The 17,122-nt window shown below is 32.0% G+C and carries 10 protein-coding genes; 5 read left to right on the forward strand and 5 right to left on the reverse strand.

The window, feature by feature from the left end:
- From ASC44_RS02655 to ASC44_RS02675, 5 genes are all read right to left on the reverse strand, one after another.
- The coding region (locus tag ASC44_RS02655) for a choice-of-anchor L domain-containing protein (RefSeq protein ID WP_152973253.1) at window positions 1-5,653 on the reverse strand (5,653 nt) is incomplete at its 3' end.
- Window positions 5,654-5,878: 225 nt separating this feature from the next.
- Entirely contained in the window at window positions 5,879-6,742 is an 864-nt protein-coding gene (locus tag ASC44_RS02660; RefSeq protein ID WP_055446086.1) for a BadF/BadG/BcrA/BcrD ATPase family protein, read from the reverse strand.
- 88 nt (window positions 6,743-6,830) lie between these two features.
- Window positions 6,831-7,832, reverse strand: a complete 1,002-nt coding sequence (gene gap / locus ASC44_RS02665; RefSeq protein WP_055446087.1) for a type I glyceraldehyde-3-phosphate dehydrogenase — start codon at window positions 7,830-7,832, stop codon at window positions 6,831-6,833.
- Window positions 7,833-7,849: 17 nt separating this feature from the next.
- A complete protein-coding gene (gene pfkA / locus ASC44_RS02670; RefSeq protein ID WP_055446088.1) occupies window positions 7,850-8,836 on the reverse strand; it encodes a 6-phosphofructokinase in 987 nt (328 codons plus the stop codon).
- Between the two features lie 263 nt (window positions 8,837-9,099).
- Window positions 9,100-13,491, reverse strand: a complete 4,392-nt coding sequence (locus ASC44_RS02675) for a translocation/assembly module TamB domain-containing protein (protein ID WP_241491395.1) — start codon at window positions 13,489-13,491, stop codon at window positions 9,100-9,102.
- A gap of 128 nt (window positions 13,492-13,619) precedes the next feature.
- Between ASC44_RS02675 and tsaD the strand changes: the two genes are divergently transcribed.
- The 5 genes from tsaD (at window position 13,620) to ASC44_RS02700 (ending at window position 17,121) form a co-directional block, all read left to right on the forward strand.
- A complete protein-coding gene (tsaD, locus tag ASC44_RS02680) occupies window positions 13,620-14,642 on the forward strand; it encodes a tRNA (adenosine(37)-N6)-threonylcarbamoyltransferase complex transferase subunit TsaD (RefSeq protein ID WP_055446090.1) in 1,023 nt (340 codons plus the stop codon).
- Window positions 14,643-14,645: 3 nt separating this feature from the next.
- Window positions 14,646-14,972 (forward strand): TfoX/Sxy family protein, encoded by a 327-nt coding sequence (locus tag ASC44_RS02685; RefSeq protein WP_055446091.1) that lies wholly within the window; start codon window positions 14,646-14,648, stop codon window positions 14,970-14,972.
- A 362-nt stretch (window positions 14,973-15,334) separates the two neighbouring features.
- On the forward strand, window positions 15,335-15,568 hold the full coding sequence (locus ASC44_RS17835) for a hypothetical protein (RefSeq protein WP_152973254.1): 234 nt from the start codon (window positions 15,335-15,337) through the stop codon (window positions 15,566-15,568).
- A gap of 203 nt (window positions 15,569-15,771) precedes the next feature.
- A complete protein-coding gene (locus tag ASC44_RS02695; protein ID WP_161804996.1) occupies window positions 15,772-16,407 on the forward strand; it encodes a peptidylprolyl isomerase in 636 nt (211 codons plus the stop codon).
- A 9-nt stretch (window positions 16,408-16,416) separates the two neighbouring features.
- A complete protein-coding gene (locus ASC44_RS02700) occupies window positions 16,417-17,121 on the forward strand; it encodes a 16S rRNA (uracil(1498)-N(3))-methyltransferase (protein ID WP_055446094.1) in 705 nt (234 codons plus the stop codon).
- The last annotated feature ends 1 nt before the right edge of the window (window position 17,122 follow it).

Raw genomic sequence — 17,122 nt, forward strand, 5'->3', positions numbered from 1 at the left:
CGTTTGGCTCTCCGTTTTCGATAATTGTAGATTGACTTTCTAAATCGAACATATCAAAGAAACCATCGTTATCATCATCACAGGCTACTAATGGGATTGGTGAAGCTATTGGTGATGGTAATGGGTTTACTCTTAAATCTAAAGTGATTGTACTTACACAACCTGTAACATTATTAGTGGCTCTTACGTAAACCGTTTGTGCATTACTTGTATTTGAATATGGACTAACAATTTCTACAGCGCCGTCGTTTGTATCTGCTCCTGCTTGTGTGCTAAAATAAGTTAAAGTGATACCTGTTTGTCCGTCTAGTATTTCTGCATTAGCATCTTCTAAGTTGAAGGCTTCTACTTCGTCGCCTGGATTATTAACATCACATAAATTTAGTGCTGTTGGCTGTACTAATACTGGTAATGGATTTACTATTAAATCTAAAGCCACTGTTTTATAACATCCTGTAGCATTATCTTCTACACGTACCCAAATGGTTTGTGCATCTACAGTTGTGTTTACATAAGCGTTTGGCGTTGCGATAGCATTGGTTGGTGCTTCGGCATTAGCCTCTGATGTGTAATATGTAATAGTATATAATGTAGGGTCTAAATCGTTAGTTGCATCTGCATCTAATAAGTTTAGGATCTCTGGTTCTTTTGTTGGTAGATTAAAACTTGCGAAACCGTCTGCATTGTCATCACAAACTTCTAGCGGTGTTAATACTGCCGCTGTTGTTATTTGTGGTGTTGGGTTGACAATTAAATCTAATATAATAATATTTATACAATCATTATTTAAATTTACGACACGGGTATAAATCGGCTGATTATTTACTACAATATTATTATAATTACTATCTAATTCATTAACCGTATTTTCAGCATCAGCAAGAGTTTCATAATATGAAATCAAAAATCCAGGATCACCTGCTGCAATTTGAATATCTGCTTCATTTAAATTAAATTCTCCAAAACCATCACTGTCAGGATCACAATAGGTTAAAAATGGTGAAGGATTTATTATTCCAGAGCTGTTTACCCTTATTTCAAAGGATGTTGTGTCATAGCATCCCGTAAGACTATCTTCTAAACGAATATAAATAATTTCTGGATTTGAAACATTTGCATAAGAAGTAGGATTAAGTATTGCAAAACTAGCCGTTTCTGCGTTCGAAAGCGTGGTATAGTAAGTTACAGCTGTATTGTCTTGCCCATTGCTTATAACCGCATCATTAGAAGTTAAATTAAATAATACAGTCCCATTATTATCAATTTCACATTGTAATTCGTTATCGATTGGAAAAGCTGTTGGTGAAATACCTATAGAAATATCAAAAGTATTTTCATCCACACAATTATTTGGTGCTGTACTTGTTTCTGCGTAGACAAAAAGAGTTGTTGAATTCACTAAAATAGTACCAGCAGGTACAATAGCACCACTACCTGTTGGTCCACCTGTTGCCGTATAATAAGAACTGCCAGGAGATAAAGCAGGTAATGTATAAGTATCACAAGCTTGTACATCTAATGGATCATCTGCAGTTGGTGAAACATCAATGGTAATTGTAAAGCTATTTTCATCGGTACAATTATTTGGTGTTGTACCAGTTTCAGTAAAAACAAACAATGTTGTTGTAGTTGTAATAGCTGTTCCTGCTGTTACTAAAGTACCTGTCCCTGCCGGTCCTCCTGTTGCAGTGTAATAGTTATTTCCAGGTGTTAAATCTAGTAATGTGAAGGTATCACATGCTTGCACATCTGAAGGTGCATCTGCTGTTGGAGAAGCATCTATAGTAATTGTAAAGCTATTTTCATCGGTACAATTGTTTGGTGTAGTACCTGTCTCTTTATAAACAAATAATGTAGTTGTGGTTGTAATAGCTGTTCCTGCTGTTACTAAAGCACCTGTACCTGTTGGTCCTCCTGTTGCAGTATAATATTCATTATCTGTGGTTAAAGTAGGTAATGTATAAGTATCACATGCCTGAACATCTAAGGGCGCATCAGCTGTTGGTGAAACATCAATGGTAATTGTAAAACTATTTTCATCGGTACAATTATTTGGTGTTGTACCAGTTTCAGTAAAAACAAACAATGTTGTTGTAGTTGTAATAGCTGTTCCTGCTGTTACTAAAGTACCTGTCCCTGCCGGTCCTCCTGTTGCAGTGTAATACTTATTTTCAGGTGTTAAATCTAGTAATGTGAAGGTATCACATGTTTGCACATCTGAAGGTGCATCTGCTGTTGGAGAAGCATCTATAGTAATTGTAAAGCTATTTTCATCGGTACAATTGTTTGGTGTTGTACCTGTCTCTTTATAAACAAATAATGTTGTTGTGGTTGTAACAGCTGTTCCTACTGTTAGTAAAGTACCTGCACCTGTTGGTCCTCCTGTTGCTGTATAATATTCATTATCGGCGGTTAAAGCAGGTAATGTATAAGTATCACAAGCCTGAACATCTAAAGGTGCATCTGCAGTTGGTGAAACATCAATGGTAATTGTAAAACTGTTTTCATCTGTACAATTATTTGGTGCTGTACCAGTTTCAGTAAAAACAAACAATGTTGTTGTGGTTGTAATAGCTGTACCTGCTGTTACTAAAGTACCTGTCCCTGCTGGCCCTCCTGTTGCTGTGTAATAGTCATTTCCGGGTGTTAAAGCTAGTAATGTAAAGGTATCACAAGCTTGTACATCTGAAGGTGCAGCTGCTGTTGGTGAAGTGTTTATAGTGATTGTAAAACTATTTTCATCGGTACAATTGTTTGGTGTTGTACCTGTCGCTTTATAAACAAATAATGTTGTTGTGGTTGTAATAGCGGTTCCTGCTGTTACTAAAGTACCTGTACCTGTTGGTCCTCCTGTTGTTGTATAATAATCATTATCCGTGGTTAAAGTAGGTAATGTATAAGTATCACAAGCTTGTACATCTAAAGGTGCATCTGCAGTTGGTGAAACATCAATGGTAATTGTAAAACTGTTTTCATCTGTACAATTATTTGGTGCTGTACCAGTTTCAGTAAAAACAAAAAGTGTTGTTGTGGTTGTAATAGCTGTTCCTGCGGTTACTAAAGTACCTGTACCTGCTGATCCTCCTGTTGCTGTGTAATAGTCATTTCCGGGTGTTAAAGCTAATAATGTGAAGGTATCACATGCTTGCACATCTGAAGGTGCAGCTGCTGTTGGTGAAGTGTTTATAGTGATTGTAAAACTATTTTCATCGGTACAATTGTTTGGTGTTGTACCTGTCTCTTTATAAACAAATAATGTTGTTGTGGTTGTAATAGCGGTTCCTGCTGTTACTAAAGTTCCTGAACCTGTTGGTCCTCCTGTTGCGGTATAATAATCGTTTCCTGGTGTTAAGTCTGGTAAATTAAAAGTGTCACAAGCCTGAACATCCAACGGATCATCCGCAGTCGGTAAAGCATCTATAGTTATTGTAAAACTAGTTTCACTAAAACAATCAGTATTAGAATTATTATCTACTCTAACATAAATAGTTTGAGTAGGACTTGCTGTATTGCTATATACTGTTGGATTGGTTATAGGATTTGAGGAAGTAGCAACATCCGTTTGCAACTCATAAAAACTTACTGAGAAATTTAAAGGATCTTGACCGTTTAGGATTTCTGATTCTAAAATTGTTAGATTAATTATTTCAACACCATCGTTAGAGCTATCATCACAGATACGAATATTGTTGGGTTGCGTAGCTACCGCTCTTTCATCCACTACTAAATTAAATGTAGGATTAGTTGATGAAATGTAACATGTTGGATCATCATTATCTTCGATTCTAACAAAAATAGGTTGAGGATTCGAAGTATTAATATATGAATTAGCCAAAGCATTTGTTCCTGCATCGGCATTACTAAAATCATCATGATAAGTAACACTATAATCTAAGGCAGATAATGTTCCAAGGATAGCTGAGTCTTGTGTATTTAGAATAAATGTCTCTGTTCCATCATTACTAGTATCATCACAAACCACCAAATCTGGTACTGTATTAATTGTAGTCCCTAAAAATTGTAATAAAAAAGAATCTGTTGAAAAACAGCTTCCTGTTTGTGTGTCTTCAATTCTTATAAAAATTGTTTGCCCATCTGTACCTGTATACATTATTGGATTAAGAATAGGATTTGCACCTGAGTTTGCATTAGCTTGAGAAATATGATATGTCACACTAACATCCATTGTGTCTTGAGTTCCAATGGCTGGAATATTATTATCAGTTAGATTAAAAACTGCTGTTGTGCTACCATTGTTGCATTTTGTCAAATTATTTACAGACTGAATTATAGGAGTCGTTTTATATTCAACAAAAATAGAATCTGTAGTTTGACAAGAAGAAGTAACATCTATTTCGACAAAATAATTTCCTTGTTGTGTAATATCTAATGTAGATCCTGTTTCTCCAAATATTTCATTTCCGTCAAGATACCAAGTATGATTTACACCAGAAAAAGAAGTGTCTAAGGTAATAGATGTACCTTGACATTGAGCAGTACCTGCAGCAATTGTTATGTCTTCTCCTAGGTCTCCTCCTCCTAAATCAAATGTACCTGCACCAATAAAAACTGCGGCATCTCTTACTGAATCATCACCATCTGCAATTACTAATTTTATAGTGTATGCATCACCAGCAATTACGTTGGCAAAAGCAGTCATTGGTACCGTATAACCTAGAAAATTAGTAGGATTATCTATTGGAGCCTGACCTCCAGGCCCATAGTAGGAATCAAAAAACATGGGATTAACTGATGTGCATGACGGTCTATATGCATTATCTCTTACAGTCGTTACACCAACTGGATCGGTAGTACCTGGTACGACAGCAAGATTCGATACTGCTAAATTAGATTGCTTTGTTAATATAAAAGCAAAAGCATCTGCATAGCTACATTGAAATGCGCCATATTCCTCAGAAGCAAAAATATAATCAAAACTTATAGTGTTGCTTGTAGGTACAAAACTAAATTCAATATAAGATGCATTATAAGTAACTACACCGCCTCCAATAATAGCCTCTAAATCGGCATCTCCACCCCAAGTACCATTATTTTGAGCACCTGTCTCAGGACCTTCTGCTGCTGTGGCATTACCCGTAGATAATATAATACCACTTTGAAAAGCAAAAGCACCTGGCATAGCTGTAAATGATCCTATTCCTTGTGATGCTCCAAAATTCATATCATCACTAGAAGTTATATCAGCAACTAAAGCACATGAGTTGTTTATTAATACATCGGTTACTAATTCTTGAGTACTATATGTTGTTATATCTACATCAATATATGGAGAGAATACTTTATCTTCAGTTATTGATGAAGCAACATTTTCAATTCCATTCTTAATTTTTAAATGCGAATCTTTAATAATGATATCAAAAGACTGTTCATTAAAACAGTTATCTTCAATATTAATTACACTAGAATAAGTATATAGTGTCGTGCTTTGGTAAATAACCGTACCAGGTTTAATAACTAAACCATAACCATCTGGACCACCTGACTCTGTATAGTAAGTATTGCCCGAAGGTAGATTTGGTAATATATATTTTTGATAGACTTCTATATTTGATGGAGTTTCTAAGTCATCAGCATATAAAACAGTGCTAAAAAGAGTTGCAAATAGAAACGAAAAAAGTAGAGTGTTTTTCATAGATTTAAATAGAATAGAATGGATTACATTATAATTCATTCTTGATAATTTTCTTTTTATTGTAAAATTACAATTTATTATATAAAACCGAACAATTTTCTTTTGGCTAAATTTAGCAATTCATCAATGGCTTAGAGACTTACTACTAATTTTATTAATTTTTAGAACAAAAAAAATCTCGTTAAAATACAATTAACGAGATTTTTATTATTTAAAATATAAATTTCAATTTCTTTTATTGGTGTGAAAGCTAACTAAACCTTCTATAGGTCGTCTTTCAAAATTACCAACTTTATACCCTAACTCTTCAGCAACTTCTCTAATTTCATCTTGACAGAAAAAAGCAATAGATCCTGCAAAATGTACTGGAACTGTTTTAATTTCTTCTTTAAACTGAAGAATCATATTCTTTGAAAACACACGAATACCTTCTTTAATAAGCTCCTTTACGTATTTAGAATCTTTATTCAAAATCATAAATTCTGCAAAATTAGCTAAGTAGGCATTTGGATTTGGTTGTTTATAAAGGTTATATTTTATATAATCTGAATCCAAATTATATTTATCTGCAAAAGCAATTTTAATATCTTCTGGCATGTGATTAAAGTAATAATCACGAATTAGCTGCTTACCATAATAATTTCCAGAAGCATCATCCATTAAAGTATATCCAAGTGAACTTACACGTTGCTCAAGTTTTTTCCCATCATAATAACTACAATTAGATCCTGTTCCTAAAATACAAACAACCGCTGCCTCATCTGGAGCGTTAATTGTAGCATAAACTGCTGCCAAAGTATCTTCGTTCACTTCTACATTAGCATTAGTAAAAATTTGTTGTAGAACAACTTTTAATGCCAATCTTGGGTTTTCGGTGCCACAACCGGCTCCATAAAAATAGATATTAGTTACTTTTTCGCGATTTGCTTTTAGCTCTTTACTTTTTTTAATGGTTTTCCTAAGTTTTTTCTCAGAAAGTATAGCTGGATTTAAACCTTTGGTTCTAATTTTTTCAAGTAATTGATTTCCATCTTTATCTACTGCAATCCAATCGCATTTTGTAGAACCACTATCAACTATTAATATCATGATAAAAGTAATTTAGTTATTAAAAAAGCGCAGTAAAAAGTTTAAAACTTCTAACTGCGCTTTTAAGTATTATTGAATAGAAAAAAGCTTATAGGTTATTGACCTTTTCTGCTAAATCTACTAATTTATTTGAATATCCAAACTCATTATCATACCAAGATACTAACTTGAAGAATGTAGAGTTTAATTCGATAGCTGAATCTGCATCGAAAACACTTGTTTTAGTTTCACTTACAAAGTCTTGAGATACTACTGCATCTTCCGTATAACCTAAAACACCGTTCATAGAACCTTCAGAAGCTTTTTTCATAGCTGCTTTAATTTCGGCTAAAGACGTTGCTTTTTTAGTTTTAACTGTTAAATCAACAACAGATACATCTACAGTTGGAACTCTAAAAGCCATTCCTGTAATTTTCCCATCTAATTCTGGAATTACTTTTCCAACAGCTTTTGCTGCTCCTGTAGAAGTAGGAATAATATTATTTAGTGCACTACGTCCTAAACGGTAGTTTTTAGCTGAAGGTGCATCTACTGTGTGTTGTGTAGAAGTTGCAGCATGAATAGTTGTCATTAACGCTTCTTCAATACCAAAATTATCTTCGATAACTTTTGCTAAAGGCGCTAAACAATTTGTAGTACAAGATGCATTTGAAACAATTGTGTGAGCCGCTGTTAATTTATTATCGTTAACTCCCATTACAAACATTGGAGCATCTTTACTTGGTGCAGAAATTACTACTTTTTTAGCACCACCTTGAATATGCAAGTCTGCTGTCTCTAAAGTTGTAAATATACCTGTACATTCTGCAACAACATCTGTTCCTACTTCATCCCACTTTAAATTTTTAGGATCTCTTTCTGCAGTAACTCTTATTGTTTTTCCATCGACAATAAGGTTACCATCCTTAACTTCAATAGTTCCATCAAATCTTCCATGCACAGAATCATATTTTAATAAATATGCTAAGTGCTCTACATCTAATAAATCGTTTATTGCAACAACATCTACATTGTCACGCTTAACAGTCGCTCTAAATACAATACGACCAATTCTACCAAATCCGTTAATTCCTAATTTTAATTTTGACATAATTCTACTTTCTATTATTATGTGGTCATAATATCTGACACACGAATTAATTCTTTATTTACTTCTGACTTTCCTTTTACTGCATTTTCCAAAGGTGTTAATGCTATTTTATCACTCAATAAACCAACCATATAATTAGATTGACCTTCCATTAAACTTTCTACAGCCTTTACTCCCATTCTACTTGCTAGAACACGATCGAAACATGATGGCGGTCCGCCACGTTGCATATGTCCTAAAACAGAAACACGTACTTCGTATTCCGTCATATTTTCTTCAACATAATCTTTTAATTCAAAAACATTTTTTCCTATTTTATCACCTTCTGCAACAACTACAATACTTGAAGATTTACCTGACTTTTTACTACGCCTTAAAGACTCTAATAATCTATCTAAACCTAAATCTTCTTCAGGAATTAAAATTTCTTCTGCTCCTGCACCAATACCTACATTTAAAGCAATGTGCCCAGCATCTCTTCCCATAACTTCTACAAAAAACAGTCTATTGTGAGAACTTGCTGTGTCACGTATTTTATCTATACAATCTACTACAGTATTTAATGCAGTGTCGTAACCCAATGTATGTGATGTTCCAAAAATATCGTTATCTATTGTACCAGGTATACCCATTACTGGAAAACCATATTCTCGATTAAAAATTAGTGCGCCATTAAACGTACCATCTCCACCAATAGTTACTAATGCGTCTACTCCTTTAGCTGTTAACGCATCATATGCTTTTTTTCTACCTTCTGGTGTTCTAAATTCTTTAGAGCGTGCAGATTTTAAAACGGTTCCACCTTTATTAATAAGACCTTTTACATTTCTTGCGGTTAATTCTTTAAAATCACCTTCAATCATACCTTCGTAACCACGATAAATACCTACACATTCTATATTATGAAATGCACACGTTCGAGCTACAGATCTTATTGCTGCATTCATTCCTGGAGCATCTCCTCCGGAGGTCATCACTCCAATTTTTTTAATCGTTTTAGACATTTATTTAACTTGTTTGAAGCTAAACTAATAAAGTAAATCAATATAATACTACGTATTTGTTAAAATTTAACAAGTGTATTTTTACTATAACGTTTTAGTTAATAAAATTGTTGAAAAAAGGTTAAAAAATTGATTATTATTAACTGAAAAAAGAGTCTAAAAGTTGATTTTTAAGAAAATTATATATTTCGATAAGAATGAAATAAATAGTTTTAATTGGATGTGGTTTCTTCAATAAAAAGAAATTCAAATGAAAAGCAATATTATTCTTTAATCCCAAATCCAGAAGGAAGTGGATTTTCTTTTTCTTCAGAAACTGGTTTTTCTTTCAGTTGTTCTTCGTTAGTTTCTTCTTCTTTTTTATTGAATATTTTTCGAAGTAGTTCTCCAAACGTATCAAAATCTACAGAATATGCTATACCAAGTCCCTGTGTATAACCTATTTCTTCTCCAAAATTTCTAATACTATTTTCTCTATTAAACACCGTTGCAGTAAGTGTCCCTTCTTCATTTAATAAGAAATCTACTTGTACATCTCCAGCTATTACAGAATCTGTAGCTCCTCCTACAGGAACTCCTACTTTACCATTAATTAGCACACGGTCTGTAATTTTGGTTTGCAAAGTAAAACCAACACGATCATCTGTATTGTAATCTGGTCTATTTTGGCCTGCTTCGTAATTTAAACCTATTTTAATCTTATTATCAGAGTCTGAAAAAATACCATTAATCAAACCATTAATACGTTCTGCAATAGTACCCGTAAAATTAATATCTTGTAATTGCCTGTTAAATCCACCGGTAGCTAATAGATATAATGCTTGATTTTCTGTATCGTCTTTGGAATCTAATCTGTAATTTAACTCAGATTTTATAGTTGAACTCGCATTAGGGAATTCGAATTTAAATTCCGGTTCTGGTCTCTCTAACTGTCCCGTTAGGTTAATTTGAAGCTCAACCGGAATAGTTCTGTTAATAGGATTATCTAACAAAGGAGAAGGATTTGTTCTCGTTTTATATATGGCTTGAATATTTATTTCTGCATCTAAAGGATCTCCATTCCAAGCTATTGTACTTTCGTAAGGTTTTACACTAAACTCTTTTTGCACAACACCTCCATAAAGAAAATTATAAACGCCTTCATAAACTACAAAATCTCCAAACATTTCAAACTTATCGTTTGTATTAATGTTAAACAGCAAACTTCCATTTCCACGACCTCGAATGGTACTTCCAGACTCTTTATCCATTACAATTTCTATAAGAGCATCTTGAGTTACGTTTAAATCGAAAAAGAGTTCTAGTCCAGATATGTTTTTAGTTTCTATAACTTTACCTTCAGATTTTGCTTGTTTTTCTTCTGGAGTTAAAAAATGAATAAAAGAATTATCTCCAAAGGATTCAACATCACTTAAAGGTATAAAGAACTCTGTACCAGATTTAGTTTCAGCTTCTGCAGTAATCCTCAGCGCTTCTGTTGGACCAAAAACGTTTGCAACACCACTAATGAAACCTGTTCCATAATATGGAGATTCCTCGGTTTCTTTGGTGTCTAAAACCAAAAGTCTATCGGTTTCTATACCTAAATTTAAGCGCCATTTAGCAAAGTTAACATGGCTTACAATACCATCTAGTAAACCTTTTGTTCCATATTTAACATCTGTAAGTTTAATGTCGTTAAAATTAAAATTCTGATTATCTAAAGTTACTGAAGAATTATCCTCGAAATCTAAATCTACATTAAGATAAGGTATTTTTAAACCACCTTTATTTATTTTTAAGTCACCATTAAAATTAGGTTGTTTTAAATCTCCATTAACACCAATGCTACCTGTAACGACTCCTCTAACCTTACTTAAAACTGGTTCTAATAAAGGTGACAGTATGCCAATGTCAAAATCCTTAAAGCGTAAGTCTACATCTATGGCAGCGTTTTTAGACGAAACGTCAATGTCTCCAATGGCTTCAAAAGAATTCTTAACATCGTCCTTTATCTTTGCTTTTACACTGTAGTTAGTAAGTGACTGATTACCTTTTATATTTGCATCAAAAGAACCAAAATAAGTGTTGTTAATCTCTAAATCGTCTATTGTAATTGAAGAGTTAGGAAGATAGCTTCCATTTTTTTGAAGCAAATCTAACTTCCCATTTACATTACCAACTAAAGACAAACTATCTATTCTAGGTGTAATTTTTGCTAAATCAACATCTTTAAAATTAAGCTTTAAGTCTTTGTAAGTAGAATCTCTAATAACTCCCGCAAGTCTTATTTCTTCGTTATTATGACTTAGTATAAGTTTTTCGATGTTAAAGTCTTTAAAGCCATTAGCAATTTCTACTTTATTGTACTTATCCGATGCTTCATTAAGCTTCCAAAGGTTATCTTTAAAAGTAACTTCGCTAGTTTTAAAACCTACAACAGAGTTGTTTTGCTCATTAATAGTATGATAAAAACTAAGGTTATACTCATCTGTATTCGTGCTACCTCCCTTAAATTCACTACGCATATACAGTGTATCATTTAAAGTCACGTTAATTAAATTAAACTTAGAAATATTATAAAAATTAGTATTTAAACTATCAATCTCTATATAGGTGTTAAAAAGTGGATTTTTATTGTCTACCTGCAGCTCAATTTCACTGGCAAAATAGTCTAACCATTCTATTTTAGGCGATTTAAAAGTAAGCTTAAACTCTTTTTCATCGGTTTCTACTCGACCTCTTACATAAGTGTTTTTACCTAATTTTAAATCTGGATAAAAAACTTCAACTATTTTATTATAAATTTTAAAGTTGAAATTAATAAATTGATCCGTCTCTATTGCATTTGGTGGTTGACTTGTATATATGTCTTTAACAGAATTTTCGAATAAGTTTGGAACATCTTTAAATAAAAACTCACCTCTCATGGTTCCTTCTATTATATCTGGAGAATCAACATTTATAATATGCTCTTTATCTTCAAAACTTGAGGTTATCGCAAAATCCTCAAAATAATAATCATCTATTTCATTTTTATAGTTTGTTTTCTTAAAAGTAATATTTCCAACAGCATCGTCTAACGTTGTGCCTTTCATTTTCATTTGCACATTCCCTTTAAAAAATGAGAGAGAATCTCTTGTGTAAAGGTTTAACTTCTTTAAATCTGCATATGCAACGTTTGCTGAAAAATCAAATGCATTAATATCTGTCGACAAATCTGCTAGCCCATTAAAATCGAGTTTTAAGTTAGCATCTTTTACAACAAGTTTTCCATTAAAAACACTTTGCTTATACTCTCCGTTTACAACTATATTTTGGTAGCTATATTTGTTATAATTTATAGAGAAAACATCTCCTTTAATTCCAGTTCTTAAATTTTCTTTTTTAAAACCTAAACCATCAACGTCAAGGTTAGAAGATATCTCACCAAGGTTTGGGTCTTCTAAAAAAGCTCCAATATTAAACGTATCGAAAACAATATTTCCTTTATATGCTGCATGATCGATATCATCAACATTTGTTATACTTAAGTTAGATTTAATAAACCCTAACTCTGTATTAATGTCTATATCTGCATTAATTTTTGTTGGTGTAATATTAGTTGTTCCATTAATATTAAAATCTCCCAATTTATCAAAAATGGAAGGAATAGAAGCCCCTAAAACATTAGGAAGTAAACGCTTTAAATCTTTATAATTTGATGTAAGATTTGAAAAATTGCCATACATAGCAAAATTATTCTCTTCACTATTTAACAGGTTTTTAAAATTGATGTTTCCATAAATTTTTGTGCTCGTACTCGTATTTAATCTTAAATTACTAAGTTTTAAATCGTTTAAAGTACCAGATATATCAGTATTAAAACGTGCTCGTTGATTAACACCAAATTCGTTATAAAAAACATTTAATTCGTCTAAAGCAATATTAGCATCGCTAAAATTAGCATCTACTTTTACTTTATTCTCAAAATCCTTAAAGTCCTCTCTATCATAATTAAAAGTTAGATTCCCTTTAAGTGTTGAGTTCTTGGTTTTAATGCTAAGATCATTAAAAGCCATGTTTTCAATGGTATATTTAAAATTAGTAGACATGTTTTGTATTATCAATCCACGACTATCTAAAAACGATAGTGTATTAATTCGCGTGCTTACATCGCTACCATTAATTAAGAAATTTGTAGCATTGATATCTAATTTACTAAATTCTATAACTTTAGGTGTTTCTTTATTCTCATCAATCAATCTAAATAGACCATTATAAATAGAAACATCACTTGAGGATAATAAAAATGTGCTTTTTTTAGATCGTGGATTTTCACTATCAAATTTGGCTACAAAAACATCGAGATTTGTATTTGTTTCACCTTTATAAGTAACCACATTAAAGATAAGATCTTCCATATCTATATCTCCAAAGTTTAAAGTGCCATCAATTAAATTACTAAAATTTATAATGGAAGTGTTTAGCTCTGTAGCACTAATAAGTGTATCCTTTTTGAAATCACGAATTAATATCTCTTTCAACTCGACATCTCCATTAAACTGAAGACCTATTTTTCCAATATTAATGTTAGTTTTAAAATCATCGTTAATTCGTTTTGTTGCATATTTACCTAACTTAGTTTGAACAGCAGGAATAGACAGTACCAACACCAAAATGATGAAGAGTAGCAATAATATTGCTAACAGTTTGCCTACTATTTTTAGAAATTTCTTAATGAGAGATTTAAGTTTAAAAAGCTACCTTTGTTTTCGATTAAATACAATTCAAAATTAACAATTATAATGCCGAATATTAACTAATGTCTTCACAAAATATTTATATCCTTGGTATTGAGTCTTCTTGCGATGACACTTCTGCTGCTATACTGTGTAATGACACGGTTTTAAGCAATATTGTAGCCACCCAAAAAATTCATGAAGAATTTGGTGGTGTTGTACCCGAGTTAGCATCTAGAGCGCACCAACAAAATATTGTTCCTGTTGTACACCAAGCCTTGAAAGAAGCCAATATTACAAAAGAACAGCTTCATGCAGTGGCTTTTACTCGTGGTCCTGGTTTAATGGGTTCCCTTTTAGTGGGTACTAGTTTTGCCAAATCTTTAGCTTATGGTTTAGATATACCTTTAGTAGATGTCAACCATATGCAAGCGCATATTTTAGCACATTTTATTGCAGAAGATGGTTCTAAAAAACCAACGTTTCCTTTTCTAGGCATGACTATTTCTGGAGGTCACACACAAATTGTAAAAGTAACTAGTCATTTTAATATGGAAGTTATTGGAGAAACTATAGATGATGCCGTTGGTGAAGCTTACGATAAAAGTGGTAAAATTTTAGGTTTAGGTTATCCTGCAGGTCCAGAAATAGACAAACGTGCACAATTAGGAAACCCTAAAGCATACCAGTTTACAAAACCAAGAGTTGGAGGATTAAATTTTAGTTTTTCAGGATTTAAAACCGCTGTACTCTATTTTATACAGCGTGAAGTAAAAAAGAATCCAAACTTTATTACCGAAAACCTAAACGACATATGTGCCTCTATTCAATATACTATTATTGGCATTTTAATGGATAAATTGAAGTTAGCGACTAAAGAAACTGGAATTTCTCATATTGCAATTGGTGGAGGTGTTTCGGCTAATTCAGGTATTAGGAAAGCACTAAAAGATGGTGAACAAAAATTTGGTTGGACTACTTACCTTCCTAAATTTGAATACACTACAGACAATGCTGCCATGATTGGTATTGTTGGCTATTTAAAGTACTTAGAAAATGATTTTGCAGAGCAAGATATTATGGCCTCTTCAAGATTAAAAATATAAAACGTGGCATTTAACCAACAAACAGCATTACGAATTAGAGAGCAATTACACTATTATGCTGAAGATTTTACAGAAAAGAAAATGTTTGGAGGTGTTACCTTTTTACACCAAGGAAAAATGGTTATTGGGGTTATGAAAGAAGATTTAATGGTAAGAATTATTGCTAGTAAAATGGACATTGAATTAGCAAAAGAATACGTTAGACCAATGGATTTTACTAAGAAAGCAATAAAAGAGTTCATTTATGTGTCTCAAAATGGGTTTAAAACAGAAACCGAACTACTCTATTATATAGAAATGGGCTTAGAACATGCTAAAAGTAAGTTGTGATGGATAATACAGTAACAACCTTTTTATTTAATTGTTTATTTTATGGGTTTTGCTTTACAACTTTTATAAGTTATTGTCTTTCATTTTCTAAATCTGAAAAATTAAGCCATTTTAACACCAGTTTTTTTCAATATGCCATAAAAACAATTCGCATAATTGCGATTGCCTATTTTATATACAGTTTATTCGAACTTATAATCTATTTTTATTTTAAGGACCATACATTATTTTCTAATAGAGCAACTGGACCTTATTGGTTTGCCTATTGGATAATGCTGTTAAGGCCATTTGTGTTTTGTTTATTAATACAACTATTGTGGTTTAAAAAATTTCAAAAAAAGAGTCTACTTAACTTTATTCTAGTGCTTATAATACTATTTATAGTATTAGCTTCAGGAACAAACTTAGAACGTTTTATAATTATAGTAACTTCCTTTCACCGCGATTATTTACCAAGTGGCTTTAATCATTCTAACGATGGAATTAATTGGTTTTTATTATTTTTAATAGCCATTATAGAACGTATTTTACTATTTGTTATATTAGTTTTAGGTGTTCAGTTTTTTCATAAAAAGCGTATTAAAAATAAAAACTAACTTATTTTGTATTTTATACTATCAATTTTCATCTCTATAGTTTTTGCTGTAATAGCTATATATTTGGATAATAAATCTATGGACGAAGAAGATTAACTAATTACGTTTTTAAAATCCTAATTAATAACCTTGGTAAGTATAGTAATAGATAGCTTAATTTTTCGTTTTTTTGTTTTATTAAAATGAAAAACACACTTATTGTAATGAATAAACTTGTAATCCTACTTTTACTAAGCCTATCACTTTCTACTTTTGCACAGACTAAAGCTAAAAAAGATCTTAAAAAGATTGAAACTTTAGAACAAGCTGAAGAATATATTGGTGAGAAAAAGTCGAAAAAGAGAAAACTTATGGTTTTTAATGAAGAAAAACACCAAAGTAAACTTGCTAAAGAGCTTTTAGAAATGCCTATAGGATTAACAAAAACAGAAAGAACACAATTTAAAAAAACCTTCTATAAAGTTATTCAAAAGGAAAAAGAACCACATTACAGAATTAGCTACATCTTTTTCGACGGCAATAAAATGCCAGTAGCAGAGATTTACAGACTTCGTAAAACAATTATGTTAAAATACGGTAAAGGTGTTGATTTTGGTGACTTAGCAAAAAAGTATTCTATGGCCGAAAATGCAATAAAAGGAGGCGATTCTGGATGGGTAAAAGATGGACAATTACCTATTGAAATTGAAGAAGAAGCTAACGATTTAAAACACGATTTAGATGCTATTTTCGATGTTGGTATTACAGATGATAATGGCTTTTATATTATTAAGAAAACACACAGATTACAAATAATAAAAGAAGTTTATGTACTTAAAGTGCAAGAAACTATAGACTAAGTTTAAATAATGCAACTATTTTATAATCCTGAAATAACCGAAGAAACTACACAATTCTCTTTTCCAAAAGAGGAAAGCAAGCATATTGTAAAGGTTTTACGTAAGAAGGTTGGCGACATCATGCATATTACTAATGGTAATGGTTGGTTGTTTAAAGCTGAAATAATTCAAGACAATATAAAAAAGTGTGTTGCAGAAGTTAAAACTAAACAACTTCAAGAAAAACCGAAATACCATTTACATTTAGCAGTTGCTCCTACTAAAATGAATGATCGTTACGAATGGTTTCTAGAAAAAGCTACAGAAATAGGAGTTCAAGAAATTACACCTATTATTTGCGATCATAGCGAACGTAAGTTTATAAAACACGACCGTTTCGAAAAGATTTTACAATCGGCCATGAAACAATCTTTAAGTTGTTACCTCCCTAAATTAAACCAAGCTATTGCTTTTAAAGACTTTTTAAAACAAGATTTTAAAGACGATTTGTTTATTGCACATTGTGAAGAAACAAACAGGAAATCGCTTAAAAAAGAGTTGAAACAAAATCAAGACACCACTATTTTAGTTGGTCCTGAAGGCGATTTTAGCTCCAAAGAAATTGAAGCAGCTATCTGTACTAAATTCTCTCCTGTAACTTTAGGTGAGACACGCTTACGCACAGAAACTGCTGCTATTGTGGCATGCCATTCTGTAGCTTTTGCTAATGAGTGAT

Origin of the sequence: Lacinutrix mariniflava (assembly GCF_001418015.1) — a bacterium.
Taxonomy (GTDB): Bacteria; Bacteroidota; Bacteroidia; order Flavobacteriales; family Flavobacteriaceae; genus Lacinutrix; species Lacinutrix mariniflava.

What these genes read in the sequence shown, in the direction of transcription:
- ASC44_RS02660 (WP_055446086.1), bottom strand. Translation starts at nt 6,742, where the DNA reads ATGATATTAATAGTTGATAGTGGTTCTACAAAATGCGATTGGATTGCA.
- ASC44_RS02695 (WP_161804996.1), top strand. Translation starts at nt 15,772, where the DNA reads ATGAATAAACTTGTAATCCTACTTTTACTAAGCCTATCACTTTCTACT.
- tsaD (WP_055446090.1), top strand. Translation starts at nt 13,620, where the DNA reads ATGTCTTCACAAAATATTTATATCCTTGGTATTGAGTCTTCTTGCGAT.
- gap (WP_055446087.1), bottom strand. Translation starts at nt 7,832, where the DNA reads ATGTCAAAATTAAAATTAGGAATTAACGGATTTGGTAGAATTGGTCGT.
- pfkA (WP_055446088.1), bottom strand. Translation starts at nt 8,836, where the DNA reads ATGTCTAAAACGATTAAAAAAATTGGAGTGATGACCTCCGGAGGAGAT.
- ASC44_RS02700 (WP_055446094.1), top strand. Translation starts at nt 16,417, where the DNA reads ATGCAACTATTTTATAATCCTGAAATAACCGAAGAAACTACACAATTC.